The sequence below is a fragment of the Methanobrevibacter sp. genome (assembly GCF_051877095.1).
Classification (GTDB): domain Archaea; phylum Methanobacteriota; class Methanobacteria; order Methanobacteriales; family Methanobacteriaceae; genus Methanocatella.
On sequence record NZ_JBJEIO010000005.1, the window covers coordinates 245,551 to 260,340 of the forward strand.

A 14,790-nucleotide genomic window follows, 5' to 3' on the forward strand; every position below is an offset into this window, starting at 1 on the left:
CCTCGGTTATAAAAATAAAATAATGATAAAATTTTCATTATAATTTTAATTTAGATTTAATGTTTTATAAAGATATGTAAAAAATAGCTAAAAAAAATAAAATAAGACTATTTAAGTCTCATTTTAAATGAATTTGCATGTGCAAAAAATCCTTCATATTCCGCAATAGGAACAGAAGTTTTAGATAATTGTCTAAGACCTTCTTTAGTAATTCTTTGAACAGTTGGTTTTTTAATAAATGCTTCAGTTGATAATCCTGAATACATTTTAGCCCCTCCACCTGTTGGAAGAACATGGTTAGTTCCAGATCCATAATCACCAGCAGCTACCGGTGAAAAAGAACCTAAAAAGATAGATCCTGCATTTTTAATATGTGATAATGTCTCATCATCATCTTCTGTGGATATGATTAAATGTTCTGGAGCATATTCATTTGTAACATAAATAGCATCATCAAGTGTGTTAGTGATAATAATTTTTCCACTTTTAGATAAAGATTCCTCGATAATTTCACATCTTGGAGCAGTATCAGTTAATTGTTTTACAAATTCATCAGTTTTAATAGCTAATTTTTCGCTGTCAGTAACTAAAAAACAAGATGCATTAGGATCATGTTCTGCCTGAGCTAATATATCTGTTGCTAAAAATTCCGGATTTGCAGTTTTATCTGCTAATATTAACACTTCAGATGGTCCTGCTGGAAACTCAATATCTACTTGTCCATATACTAGTTTCTTAGCTGCAGTAACGAATATATTTCCTGGACCTACGATTTTTTCTACTTGAGGAATTGATTCAGTACCATATGCAAGACCTGCAATAGCTTGTGCTCCACCAACTTTGTATATTTCATCAGCACCAGCGATATCTGCTGCAACAAGTATTGCATCTAAGATTTTACCATCTTTTTGAGGTGGTGTAACACATACAACCTTTTCAACACCTGCAATTTTAGCAGGAATAACCGTCATTAAAATTGATGAAGGATAAGCTGCTCTTCCACCTGGAATATAACAACCAACAGAATTGATTGGTCTTACAATTTGACCTGCCACAATTCCAGGATTAACTTCAATTTCCCATTCCTCAGGGATTTGTTTTTTATGGAATTTTTCAATATTTGCTGCAGCTTGTTTTAAAGCAACAAGCAAATCATCATCTAAAGTATCATAAGCTTCTTTAATTTCATCTTCAGATACTCTTAAATTTTCTATTGTAACTCCATCAAATTTTTCAGTATACTCACGAATCGCTTTATCTTGATTATTTTTAACATTGTCTAGGATATCAGAAACAATGTCTAAAACTTTATTTACATCTTCTTCTGATCTTTTGATAGTTTCAGCTAAATCAATATCAGAATATTTTAATATTTCCATTTTAACTACCTTAAAATTGCCCCTGTATCAGCAGAGTGAACTAATTTTTGATATAATCTTAACCATCCATCTACATCTTTTTCTGGATGTTCTACTGATTTTAATCTCTCTTCAATCTCTTCATCTGAAAGTTCTACATTAATAGACCTGTTCATAATATCAATTTCAATAATATCTCCATTTTGAATAGCTGCAATAGGACCGTTTTCCATAGCTTCAGGAGATACATGTCCAATACATGGACCTCTTGTTCCACCAGAGAATCTTCCATCAGTTATTAAACCTACATCCTTAATATTCATACCCGCAAGAGCAGAAGTTGGGTTTAACATTTCTCTCATACCAGGACCTCCTTTTGGTCCTTCATATCTAATTACAACAATGTCCCCTTCTTTAATTTCATGATCAAAGATTGCTTTTGTTACATCTTCTTCACAATCATATACTTTTGCAGGTCCTTTAAGATACATTAAATGCTCTGCAACTGCACCTTTTTTAACAACACTTCCATTAGGTGCAAGATTACCTTTTAAAATTGCAATTCCACCATCTTCATGGACAGGATTATTTAAAGTATGAATAACATCAGTGTTTTTGTTTTCAATATTTTCTAAATTTTCTTTAATTGTTTTACCCGTGACTGTTAATTGATTAGTATCAATTTTATCACCTAATGTTTTTAATACTGCTTGAATACCTCCAGCTAAGTGTAAATCCATCATTGAATCTTCACCAGCAGGAGAAATAAGAGCAATATGAGGCACTTTTCTTGAAATTTTATCAAACAATTCTAAATCTACTGATAAACCTTTTACTTCACTTGCAAGAGCAGGAATGTGAAGAGCAGTATTAGAAGACCCACCTAATGCCATATCTACTGCAATAGCATTATTGAAAGACTCTTGAGTTAATATATCAGATGGTTTAATATCCTCTTCTACTAATTTAATAATTTGCTTACCAGATTCAAAAGCAATTTGATTATTTTCTTCAGTTCTTGCATGAGTGGTTGCACAAGATGGAAGAGATAAACCTAATGTTTCGGTTATACAAGCCATTGTATTTGCAGTAAATAGTCCAGAACAACTTCCAGCACCAGGACAAGCACATTTTTCAAGTTCATAGACTTCTTCTTCAGGTATTTTACCTGCAGAATGAGCACCAACAGCTTCAAATACAGTTATTAAATCAGCACTTTTACCTTTATATTCACCAGAAGCCATTGGTCCACCAGTTACAACAATAGATGGAATATCTACTCTAGTTGCACCCATAATCATTCCTGGAACAACCTTATCACAACTTGGAATCAAAACAAGTCCATCAAAAGCATGTCCTTTTGTCATACTTTCAACAGTAGCTGCAATTATTTCCCTTGAAGGAAGAGAATATTTCATTCCTTCATGATTCATACTAATTCCATCACAAATTGCCATTGTGTCAAATTCAAATGGAATACCGCCAGCAGCAATAATCCCTTCTTTTACAAATTCAACAAGTTCTCTTAAATGTATATGGCCTGGAACAATGTCTGTAAAACTATTTGCAATACCAATGAACGGTTTTTTAAAATCCTCATCATCAAGACCACAAGCTCTTAAAAGAGACCTATGTGGTGCTCTTTGGATTCCTTTTTTTACACTATCACTTTTCATTTAATCACACGTAAATTATTTAATCATTAATATATATCTAATTAATAACTTTTAAAATATTGTGTAAAATAAACAATTCTTTAAATATTTTTATAAACTAATATATTGATTAATTATGTCAACACTAGAAAAGATGAAAATCTTAACCGATTCTGCTCAATATGACTTATGTGACTATGTAAGCCATAATAAAAGTTCACAAATAAACTTACCTGGGATTTATGAAGCAATAGGTCATAATGGATGTAAAATTCCTTTATTTAAAACACTCATGTCAAATAAATGTAAAAATGACTGTAAATATTGTATTAATCAATCAAAAAGGAACTTTACAAGATTAGAACTATCACCTGAGGAACTTGCAAAAGCTTTTCTTGGATATTATAACAGAGGACTTGTTAACGGTTTATTTTTAAGTTCAGGCATTTCAGATGATGTAGATTCCACTATGGAAAAACAAATAGAAACCATAAGTCTACTTAGAAAAAAATATGGTTATGATGATTATATTCATCTTAAAGTTATACCTGGAGCGAGTAAAGACGCCATTAAAAGAGCAATGGCACTAGCTAATAGAGTTAGTATTAATATTGAAGCTGCTACACCTTCAGGACTTGCAGAACTATCATCAACAAAAGATTACAATAAAGATATATTGAAAAGATTATCTTGGATAAATTCTCTACAACATAAAAGTACAACCTATCCAAATTCTACTCATACAACACAATTAATTATTGGAGCAAACAATGAAACAGATAAAGAAGTACTCAGTAGAATGGAAGAAATATACAAAAAATCAGATTTAAAAAGAACATATTTCTCAGCATTTACTCCAATTGAAGATACGGAATTTAAAAATAAAGAAGCTTGTTCAACAGATAGAACTGCTAAGCTATATAATGCAGATAGTTTGATTAATAATTATCATTATAATGTTAAAGAATTAATATTTGATGAAAATGATAAGTTGTCTCTTACACAAGATCCAAAGATTTTAGCTGCAAAAAATATGGATATATTTCCAGTAGAAATAAATAGTGCACCTATCAGAGAGCTTATTAGAGTTCCAGGAATTGGTGTAAAATCTGCACATAGAATCGTGTCTATTAGAAAAAGAAAACCATTCTCCAATAAAGAACAACTTCGAAAATTAGGGGTTGTAATTGATAGAGCAGAGCAATATATTAAAATTAGTGGAGAATATCAAACTACTTTTGATTTTTAGACTTTTTATTGATTACTTTTATTATTAAAAGAATTTAATTATGCTATAAAATAGTGTAATAATAGATAAAATTTTATATACTCAGTATTATTTCGAGTGTAAATAGAATATACTAAGTATAATTTCCTACATCTAACAAGGACAATGCGGTTTTCTTAGCTTGTGTAAATAGAATATACTAAGTATAATTTTAAATTAATAATCGTCGAATAATTCCCATATTTCAGGGTATTTTTTAGCAACAGCTTCTTCAATTAATTTAGAAGCTTCTTTGGAAATACTAAACTCAGGTTCAGTTTTTCTTAAATATCTAAAAACAGCTGAAGACCTTGAAGACCATAAAGTAATTCTAGGGTTTTTATCAACGATTTCCTTAACTTCATCTACATGTTCAGGAATTATATTTAGTGGTGCTTGCACACTTTCTTCATTACTTTCTGTGCTATCTTCCACTTCAACTTCTTCAGTTTCTACTGGAATTTCTTCTTCAGGCTCATTTTCTTCAGTAGTATCTTCTTGTTGATCATTTTCTTCTTTTATCTTTTCAAATATATTTACTTCAGCATCATCATCAGAAAGTTCAACAGATTCATCTATAGGAGTCTCCTCTTCTTCAGAATCAGTATTAATCTCATCAAGAGATTCTTCCTTAGGAACCTCATCTTCTTTAATATCATCATTGGTTTCAGCTTCATTCATTAAATCTTCAAGAGATTTAGTGGAATTACTATCGAAATCTTCATTATAAAAATCAGGGATTAAAGAATCTAAACCTTTACCAAGTCCTTTTTTAGCCATTTATTTACCTCCAGCAACTTCAGAATCTTTTTTAACTCTATCCATATTAGTTTTAGCTATATTTAACTGAACATTTTCATCTCTTTGAATGATTTCATCTGCTAATTTTAAATAAGCTTTAGTACCAGTACTATCAGGATCATAAATTAAACAAGGTTTACCGAAACTAGGAGCTTCAGCTAATCTTATATTCCTTGGAATGATTGTTTTAAAGAGTAAATTTGTTCCTCCAAAATAACTTTTAAGTTCACTATAAACATCTTTACTAAGTCTAGTTCTTTTATCAAATAGAGTGAGGAGAATTCCTTTTATTGGAGTGGGACTTCTGAGTCTTTTTTCAACTAATTTAATTGTATTAATTAAATCAGCTACCCCTTCAAGGGCATAGTATTCAGCTTGAATAGGTATTAAAACACTATCGCAAGCTACTAATGCATTGACTGTTATGACACCTAATGAAGGAGGTAAATCAATGAAAATATAATCAAATAATGGTACAACATCTTTAAGAGTTTCTTGTAAAACAATATGGTAATTTTCACGTCTAGAAAGCTCCATACCTGCTCCACTAAGAGATATATTACTTGGGATAATAAACAAATTTTTAATAAACGTAGGAATTGTTGCTTTTTTAACACTAATATCTCCTATAAGAGCATCATATATTGTATTTTCTAGTTTAGTTTTATCAATCCCAAAACTAGTTGTAGCATTAGCTTGGGGATCCATATCTACTACCAAAACAGATTTTCCCATTACTGCTAGAGATGTTGCCGTATTAACAACAGTAGTTGTCTTACCACAACCCCCTTTTTGATTCATCACTGCAATTATCTCACTCATTAAAGAATTCTCCTATTTATAATAAGTTTTAAGTTAGAAGTTTTCACTAATAACTTTAAAGGGTTAAAAAAATAACTTTTAAGTTATTCAGTATAAGTTAAAAGTATTAAGTTATATCTTTTCAGGTAAAACTTATAGGAACTAACTTATTAGTTTTAACTTCTAAGGGATAAGAACTAAGTTAAAACATTTAAGTTATAAAAAATAAGTTTTAAGAGATAACTTATCATAACTAACTTTTAACAAATAAGTTATATTTTATAACTTCTATCTTATAAAGTATTTGTTTTCACAAATAAGTTATTAGTTATTTGTTAATAGTTATAAGTTATAACTTGAATAAACTGATAAGTTATAACTTATAATAGTGAAAAATTAAAAAAAAATAAGAAAAGTTATTTAGAATTAGGCATGGTACCTTCAAAATAACTTCTGTATCCTTTTAAATCTAACATTCCGTGTCCAGAGAAGTTCATAACAATAGTTTTTTCTTCTCCTGTTTGTTTACATTTCAATGCTTCATCAATAGCTACTTTAATTGCATGAGTAGTTTCAGGAGCAGGCAATATACCTTCATTACGAGCAAATGTAATTCCAGCTTCAAATACATCTCTTTGATGAGCAGATCTAGGTTCAATATAACCTTCTTTAGTTAAAAGAGATACTTGTGGAGACATACCATGATATCTTAATCCACCAGCATGTACAGAAGGTGCAACAAAATCATGACCTAAAGTAAACATTTTAAGTAAAGGAGTAAATCCATTTACATCACCAAAGTCATATTCATAGCTTCCTTTAGTTAATGTAGGACAAGCACTTGGCTCAACTGCAATAAATTGAGTATCAGAGTTGCCATCAATCTTATCTTTAATAAATGGGAATAATGAACCTGCAAGATTACTTCCACCACCTGCACAAGCAATCATAACATCAGGCTCTTCACCAGCAATCTCTAATTGTTTTTTCAATTCTTGACCAATAATAGTTTGATGTAACATTACATGATTTAATACACTTCCTAAAGTATATTTTACTTCATCATTTTCTAAAGCTTCTTCCATAGCTTCAGAAATAGCTACACCTAAAGATCCAGGATGATCTGGATTTTTAGCTAAAATTTCACGGCCAATTTTAGTATTTTCACTTGGAGATGCAAATACATTACCATTATAGATATTCATGATATTTTTCCTATCAGGTTTTTGCTGGAAAGATACTTTAACCATATACACAGTACACTCCAAATCAAGTAAATTACAAGCAAGAGATAAAGCAGTACCCCATTGACCAGCACCGGTTTCAGTAGTTAATCTTTCAATACCTTCTTTTTTAGCAAAATATGCTTGAGGAATTGCAGAATTTAATTTATGAGAACCTGTAGGAGAAGTATCTTCACGTTTATAAAAAATTTTCGCAGGAGTACCCAAATATTCTTCAAGTTTTGTTGCTCTAAATAAAGGAGATGGTCTTCCCATCTGCATGTAGAGTTTTCTAACTTCATTTGGAATTTTAATGTAACGTTCTGTTGAAAATTCTTGCTCTAAACCTACTTTTGTAAATGCTTTTTTGAGAGAAGCAATTTGGTCTTTTCCTTCACTATTTTTTGGCATTGGAAGTTCAACAGGTAAATCAGCGTTAATATTATACCATTCCTTTGGCACTTCATTTGAGTTTAATGTAATTTTGTAATCCATAATAATAGTTGTATGTTGTACTATTTAAATCTTTATTGTACTAAAATATACACTTTAATTATTAATAATATAAAAAACAATAAAAAATCATGAGAATTTTAGCTATTGATATTGGAACCGGAACACAAGACATAATGATTTATAATACTAAAAAAGAACTAGAAAACTCAATTAAGCTAGTTTTACCATCCCCTCATTTACTTATCTCCCAACAAATAAGAGAGATAGATAACAACATTTACTTCGAAGGAGAAATAATGGGTGGTGGAAAAATAAAAAATACTATTATAAAACACATTGAAAAAGGATACAATGTGGTAATGGAACCAATATGTGCTAAAACAATTCGTGATGACTTAAAACAAGTAGAATCATTTGGAATTGAAATAGCTAATAAATCAAAAGATTATAGTAATTATACAAAAATTAAAATGGGTGATATAAATCTCACTAAATTATCTGAATTTTTATTAGGATACGATTTAGAATTTGATTTTGATAAAATCGCAATTGCAGTCCAAGACCACGGATATAACAAAAACATGGGTGATAGAGACTTTAGATTTGAAAAAATAAGAGAAAAAATATCAAAACCAATATCCCCATTAGAATTTGGTTTTAGCGATGATTTACCTGAATATTATACAAGGATGAATGCTGTTAGAAGAATTGTTAAAAATGAAGGCATAGATGAAATTCCATTATTAATGGATACCAAATTTGCCTCAATTGCTGGAATGTGCTTTGATGAAATTGCTGAAAAATTAAACAGTTATATCGTAATTGATATAGGAAATGGACATACAACAGCAGCAAGTATAGAAAACGGCAAAATCCAAGGTGTTTTCGAACATCACACATCAAGCTTAACTGGAGAATCACTTGAGAGATATATTAAAAGATTGGCAGAAGGTACAATTACAAACAAAGAAGTTTACGAAGACCACGGTCATGGAGCCCATGTATTAAATCCAATATCTAAAATCGAAAAAGTAATTGTAAGTGGACCAAAAAGAGAACTTATTGAAAAAACAAATCTTGATTGGCATCATGCAGCTCCTGGGGGAGATGTGATGATGACTGGTACTGTTGGTTTGATAAAAACAATATTAGGTTGATAAAATGCTAAAAATGGATTCACATATTCATAGTGAATATTCTCCTGACTCAAATTCAAAAATTGATGATATTTTAAAAAAAGCAAAAAAAGAGAATATAGACATCATAGCTATATCTGATCACAATACTGTAGATGGAACTAGTGAAGTTTTAAAAAAAACTAGAAATACAGATATACTTGCCATTCCATCTATAGAAATTTCTTCAACACAAGGCCATATTCTTGGTTTTGGGTGTGAGGAAAACATACCTAAAGAATTATCACCTCAAGAAACAATAGACAAAATTCATGATTTAGGGGGTCTTGCAATCATCCCCCATCCATACTGCTTCTATAGACATGGATTACTATGTGAAGATGACAATGAAAATTTAAAAATTGATGCAATTGAAACAAAAAATGCAAGATTTATTGTAGGATATTGCAATTCCAAGGCAAAAAAATTGTCAATAAAACAAAATATACCCTCATTAGGTGCAAGTGATTCCCATTACTGGAAATTTGTTGGGGATTGTTATAGTTTAATTGACTGTGAAAAAGATATCAATAGTGTTTTAAAAGCAATTGTGAAAGGAAAAACTAAAGCATGTGGTAAAGGTACTTCAAATATCTTACTTGCGAAATACCTATTTGAAAAAAATATTTTAAAGAAATTATAAAATTGACCTTTTAATCAACAATAATTTATTAATTGAATCTAAAACAGCTAATATACTTGCCATTACAATATCTTGATTAGTTGAACGTCCAGTTGATTTATTACCATCTAAATCTGAACTAACAACAAACACTTCAGCTAATGCATCAGTACCACCAGTAATAGCTTCTAAATTATACTCTTCTAACTCAATATCTAGTGTATCTTGAATTAACTCACGAATAGCATTTAAAGCTGCATCAATAGGTCCAACACCAGTACTTGCAGTTTCTTTTTCAACACCATCAATTTCTAATTTAACAGTAGCTGTAGGAGAAACATTAGCACCCATTGAAATACTTAATCCTTTAATAACAATTGGAGTTTCACGTGCTGAAGAAAGTTCAGTAATAGCAATAGCTACTAAATCATCATCAGTAACACATTTACCACTATCCCCTAATGATTTAATATTATTGAATACTTTATCAAACTGTTTTTCATCTAAATCAATATGATGTTCTTTTAATTTAGCTTTAACAGCATTAGCACCAGTATGTTTACCTAAAACAATTCTTCTTGAATGACCTACCATTTCAGGAGACATTGGTTCATAAGTAGAAGCATTATTTAAAATTCCATGAACATGAATTCCAGATTCATGAGCAAATGCATTATCTCCAACAATCGGTTTATTAACAGGCATTTTAACCCCTGTTAAACGACCAACCAAATTAGATAAACTGTACAATCTAGTAGTATCTAATCCTAAATCAATTTTATAAGCAGATTTAAGAGTCATTACTAATTCTTCTAAAGAACAATTACCAGTTCTTTCACCTAATCCATTAATTGTTACATGAGCTTGATTAGCCCCGCATTCTATAGCAGTTAATGTATTAGCAGTGGCAAGTCCAAAATCATTATGGAAGTGTACACTAATAGGAACTTTAAAATTATTTTTAATATCAGTAATTAATTCACGAGTACTAATAGGAGTCAAAACACCTACAGTATCTGGAACATCTAAAAAATCAGCACCAGCAACAACAACCTCATTAAATATTTCAAATAAATAGTCTCTTTCGGTTCTTGTTGCATCTTCAGCTGAAAATTCAACAGTTAAACCATGATCTTTTGCATATTCAACAGATGAGACAGCTGATTGAATTATATCTTCCTTAGATTTTTTAAGTTTATAATCACGGTGTAATGGAGAAGTACCAATAAATGTATGAATATACTCTAAATCAGCATCGATAACTGCATCAATATCACTAGGTAATGAACGAGCTAAACCAATAAGTGTTGAATCTAATCCTTTATCTTTAATTCTTTTTGCAGATTCCATTTCTCCTGAAGATGATGCTGGAAAACCAACTTCAATTTTATCTACGCCCAAATTATTAAGTTTTTGTGCAATTTGAATTTTTTCATCAACTGTTAGAGAAACACCGGGAGTTTGCTCCCCGTCTCTTAATGTAGTATCAAAGATATAAATTTTATCAGCAAGATTCATATTTTCTTTTTTTAAAATTTCGATATTTTGCATCAATGCTAACCCCTATTGGTTAAATGGTTTAAGATTTAATATTTATAAATTTTTCATAAAGAAAGATAGAAATTATTTTCTACCTTTAACTTTACGAACAACAACAATAGCTACAATAATAACTACTATTAAAACAGCAAAAGAAAGATACATCTGTGTTGAGCCTGGTACTTCATATTTATCAATGTTTAAAGAGTAAATATTTCCTGAATCATCACCAAAGATTAAGCTATTTCCATTGATGACTGGTGAAGAAGTAATAGCTGAATTAAATAAAACTGTTCCAGGATTATAAGTGAATTCTTCACTACCTGTGTATTTATCTAAAACATATAAATTACCATTATTAGAACCAAATACAACTAGATTATCTTTAATTGCTGAAGTTGTTTGAACTTTACCACCAACAGAATGACTCCATTTTATTGTACCATCACGATTATCTAAACAAGTTAAATTACCTTCATCAGAACCTATGAAAATATTATTATCATGTTCATCAATGGTAGGAGAAGATATGACTTTATTATTTAAATCAACTTTCCAATTTAAAGCACCATCAGATTCATTCAAACAATAAATGTTACCATCATTTGAACCAAAAATAATTGTATCATTAATAAAACTAGGAGAAGATAAAACTTCATCACCAGTGGTGAATTCCCAATTTATATCCTTGTCAGTTCCAACACTATACAACTTGCAATTTGTAGATCCTATATAAATTGTATCATCAACTACAATAGGAGATGATTTAAGCTCACCATCTAATTTTTTATTAAATACAACTTTTCCATTATCCTTATCAAGCCCATATAAATGACCATCATTGCTTCCAAAGTAAACTACATCTTTATAAACAACTGGAGTAGATTCAACATTATCACAATCATACTCCCATATTTGCTTATGATTATTTAGATTAATAGTTTTAATACCATCTTCAGTTCCAATGAATAATTTATTTGAATTAATTACTGGAGATGAATTAGTTTTAGCTCCAAGATCTAAATCCCAATCTTCCTCACCAGTTTCCATGTCAATAGCTTTTAAAATACCTTGTGTAGAAGTTATATAAATAAAATCTTTATAAATTGCAGGAGAAGAATGGACAGGAGATTCCATATTAAAAGTCCAAAGATTAGTTACAAAATCTGAGCCTTCTTCCCTAAATGCATTGTGATCAACTCCACCACCAAATGAATTCCAATTTTCAGCAGCAATTGGAGAAATAAATAAAAGACAAACAATAATTCCTACTAATAACTTTTTATACATCATTAAACCTCCTATACATCTCTATTAAATCTTTTTACACCAATTATAAAGAACAATAATGTAAATCCTAAAAGAACAGCTAAATCTATCCATACATCACCTAAAGTTTGACCTTTAAGCATAATTCCTCTCATTGCGTCATTTAAATAGGTTAAAGGAAATATGTATGCAAATTTTTGTAAAATCCAAGGCATTGTTTCAATTGGATAAAATACACCTGATATAAACATCATCGGCATTGAAAACGGCATTACTAATTGAGCATAATCCTCTTGAGTAGATGTTCTTGCAGATAACATCATTCCAAATCCAACGAAACATAATGCTCCAACTACAAGAACTATGAATGTCGGCAGTAGCCCCCCTTTAATACTAACATTGAAAAGCAATACCGCCATACAAATTAATATTAAAGCTCTCATTAATTCAATTAAAAGTTTAGCAGCGATTTTACCACCAATTACAGTTGAAACAGAAGTTGGTGTCATGAACAATCTTGCAAGTTCACCTGTTTCACGTTCACCAGCAATTGCTGCACCCATTCCCATCATACAACTCATCATTACAGTCATACCTAAAATTGCAGGAACTAAAAAGTCTATGTACTTAATATTACCATAAATTCTGTTAATGTGTAAGCTAATATCATCTTTAAAGTTATTTAATGAATGTGATATTGATGGAGTGATGTTAGCATCCTTATTTTCAATACTAGTTTGAGAACCCACCATATTTGATAATCTATTGAATATAGCTTGTGTTGATGAATCTAAAATTTGAGATGCCATTTGATCAGAAGAATCTAAATACAGAGTGGCTGTTTTTTGCTGTGTTGAATCATCATCATAATCCGATGGCAGAATAATAGCTGCCTTAACTTCACCAGAATTAACACGCTCTTTACCTTCATCTAAATCATCAATAACCTCCACAACTTTATAAGTTTCTGTTGTTTTAATTGTATCTAATGTTAAATCTGTTAAATCACCATGACTTTGAGAAACAACAACAATTGGTAAATCTGTCAGTTCTCCACCCATTCCATAACCAAAAAGTAAAATCATGATTATAGGAAATGCAATTATAGAAACTAATCTACCTGGGTGTCTTTTAAGGCTGAGTAATTCCTTTTTAATCATCCACCAAAATTTTTTAAACTCTAGCATTTTCATCTACCTCAGCAGTTGATTTGATAAACACATCTTCAAGTGAAGGTTCTTCTGTATAAATAGATTTTATTACTCCACCAAAAGAGTTAATATCATTTAAAACATTTTGAACAGCCATATCATCATAATTATCAATTCTTAAATTAATACGACCATTACGAGCAATTTCAATACTTTTTACACTATTAGATGATTTAATAGCTTCAATAATTTCTTCATTTTGATTTTTTAAAAGAATGGACATTTTTCTTAAGGCAATGTTTTCAATGTCCTCTTTAGTAGAAGTTGATACCTTAGTTTCATCTGAAATCTTTCCTAAAGCTTCAATCATCTCTTTCTTATTAGCTTCTAAAAGAGAATCTTTAAGGCCTTGAGGAGTATCATAAGCCACAAGATTACCTGTATTAATGATTCCAACATTGTCACAAAGCATATCTACCTCATGCATGTCATGTGAACATAAAATTATTGTATGACCATCATCATTTAACTCACGAATCAAATCCCATAATGTACGTTTAGTAGTAGGATCAAGACCAATAGTAGGTTCATCTAAAAACAAAATATCTGGTCTATGGACTAAACTAGCAACAAGAGATGCTTTTTGCTTTTGCCCACCAGAAAGTTGACCTACACGTTTATCTTTAGCATATTTAATATCTACTAATTCCATTAAATCTTCAATACGTGAATCTCTCTCATCAGATGGAATTCCATAATAATCTGCACACATTTGTGAATTTTCCATAACTGTCAAATCTTTGTACAAACTAACTTGCTGAGGAACCATACCTAAGAGATTTCTAACCTCATCAGGATTTTTTTCTACATCATATCCTCCAACGATAGCCTGACCTGAAGTTGGTTGTATTAAACAAGTAAGCATTTTAATGGTTGTTGTTTTTCCAGCTCCATTTGGACCCAACATTCCAAAAATACTCTTATTTGGAATTTTTAAATTAAGAGAATTAACTGCAGTGAAGTTTCCATAGATCTTAGTAAGATTTTTAGTTTCAATTGCATTTTTCATTAATTTTAACCCCCATATCAGTATGAAAATCTATCCATGCGGGATTATTGGAAATACAACCAAAAATATAACGGATTTTATCTAAAATTAATAGTCCATCATCAGTAATGGAGTAATACTTAACTCTTTTATTACTTTCATTAATATCCCATTCTCCGACTATAAGTTTGTTTTCTTCCATTTTTCTCAAAATAGGATAGATTTTACTTGAAGTATTTTTAATTTCAAAGTCAACATCCTTAAAATCAAAAAATTCATCTAATTTCTTCATTATCCCATAGCCATGAATTTTTTCTTTTGAAATAATCCAAAGGATTAAATTACGAATCAAGCCATTAGAATAATGTTTAATTAATCTTGCTTCATTATCATCAATTTCTTTATCTATCATATTTCACCATATA

13 protein-coding genes are annotated in these 14,790 nt (G+C 30.2%); 3 read left to right on the forward strand and 10 right to left on the reverse strand.

Annotation, left to right across the window (positions count from 1 at the left end; all coding sequences use genetic code 11):
* Positions 1-107 precede the first annotated feature (107 nt).
* Both hisD and ilvD read right to left on the reverse strand, forming a co-directional pair.
* Positions 108-1,379 (reverse strand): histidinol dehydrogenase, encoded by a 1,272-nt coding sequence (hisD, locus tag ACI389_RS04205; RefSeq protein ID WP_439780290.1) that lies wholly within the window; start codon positions 1,377-1,379, stop codon positions 108-110.
* Positions 1,380-1,384: 5 nt separating this feature from the next.
* The gene (gene ilvD / locus ACI389_RS04210; RefSeq protein WP_439780291.1) at positions 1,385-3,034 is read right to left on the reverse strand and encodes a dihydroxy-acid dehydratase; all 1,650 of its coding nucleotides are present in this window, start codon (positions 3,032-3,034) and stop codon (positions 1,385-1,387) included.
* A 115-nt stretch (positions 3,035-3,149) separates the two neighbouring features.
* Between ilvD and ACI389_RS04215 the strand changes: the two genes are divergently transcribed.
* Positions 3,150-4,262, forward strand: a complete 1,113-nt coding sequence (locus ACI389_RS04215) for a radical SAM protein (RefSeq protein WP_439780292.1) — start codon at positions 3,150-3,152, stop codon at positions 4,260-4,262.
* Positions 4,263-4,457: 195 nt separating this feature from the next.
* On the opposite strand, the gene ACI389_RS04220 is transcribed toward ACI389_RS04215, so the two are convergent.
* From ACI389_RS04220 to ACI389_RS04230, 3 genes are all read right to left on the reverse strand, one after another.
* Positions 4,458-5,060, reverse strand: a complete 603-nt coding sequence (locus tag ACI389_RS04220) for an AAA family ATPase (protein ID WP_439780293.1) — start codon at positions 5,058-5,060, stop codon at positions 4,458-4,460.
* Positions 5,061-5,903, reverse strand: coding sequence for a ParA family protein (locus ACI389_RS04225; RefSeq protein ID WP_439780294.1), 843 nt, complete (start codon positions 5,901-5,903; stop codon positions 5,061-5,063).
* 395 nt (positions 5,904-6,298) lie between these two features.
* Positions 6,299-7,600, reverse strand: a complete 1,302-nt coding sequence (locus ACI389_RS04230) for a TrpB-like pyridoxal phosphate-dependent enzyme (RefSeq protein WP_439780295.1) — start codon at positions 7,598-7,600, stop codon at positions 6,299-6,301.
* A gap of 89 nt (positions 7,601-7,689) precedes the next feature.
* Here ACI389_RS04230 and ACI389_RS04235 point away from each other — a divergent pair, with 89 nt between their 5' ends.
* Entirely contained in the window at positions 7,690-8,718 is a 1,029-nt protein-coding gene (locus ACI389_RS04235) for a DUF1786 domain-containing protein (protein ID WP_439780296.1), read from the forward strand.
* Between the two features lie 4 nt (positions 8,719-8,722).
* Positions 8,723-9,379, forward strand: coding sequence for a PHP domain-containing protein (locus ACI389_RS04240; RefSeq protein ID WP_439780297.1), 657 nt, complete (start codon positions 8,723-8,725; stop codon positions 9,377-9,379).
* Here ACI389_RS04240 and ACI389_RS04245 read toward each other — a convergent pair.
* The 5 genes from ACI389_RS04245 to ACI389_RS04265 form a co-directional block, all read right to left on the reverse strand.
* The gene (locus ACI389_RS04245) at positions 9,374-10,909 is read right to left on the reverse strand and encodes a 2-isopropylmalate synthase (protein ID WP_439780298.1); all 1,536 of its coding nucleotides are present in this window, start codon (positions 10,907-10,909) and stop codon (positions 9,374-9,376) included. The two genes, ACI389_RS04240 and ACI389_RS04245, sit on opposite strands and share 6 nt — an antisense overlap.
* Positions 10,910-10,981: 72 nt before the next feature.
* The gene (locus ACI389_RS04250) at positions 10,982-12,190 is read right to left on the reverse strand and encodes an outer membrane protein assembly factor BamB family protein (RefSeq protein ID WP_439780299.1); all 1,209 of its coding nucleotides are present in this window, start codon (positions 12,188-12,190) and stop codon (positions 10,982-10,984) included.
* 8 nt (positions 12,191-12,198) lie between these two features.
* Complete coding sequence (locus ACI389_RS04255) at positions 12,199-13,353, reverse strand: ABC transporter permease (protein WP_439780300.1); 1,155 nt, start codon at positions 13,351-13,353, stop codon at positions 12,199-12,201.
* Positions 13,340-14,386 carry an ATP-binding cassette domain-containing protein gene (locus ACI389_RS04260; RefSeq protein ID WP_439780301.1) on the reverse strand — a complete coding sequence of 349 codons (1,047 nt, stop codon included), beginning with the start codon at positions 14,384-14,386 and terminating at the stop codon, positions 13,340-13,342. The genes ACI389_RS04255 and ACI389_RS04260 overlap by 14 nt, the downstream gene beginning before the upstream one ends.
* Positions 14,370-14,777 (reverse strand): PadR family transcriptional regulator, encoded by a 408-nt coding sequence (locus tag ACI389_RS04265; protein ID WP_439780302.1) that lies wholly within the window; start codon positions 14,775-14,777, stop codon positions 14,370-14,372. The genes ACI389_RS04260 and ACI389_RS04265 overlap by 17 nt, the downstream gene beginning before the upstream one ends.
* Positions 14,778-14,790: the final 13 nt, after the last annotated feature.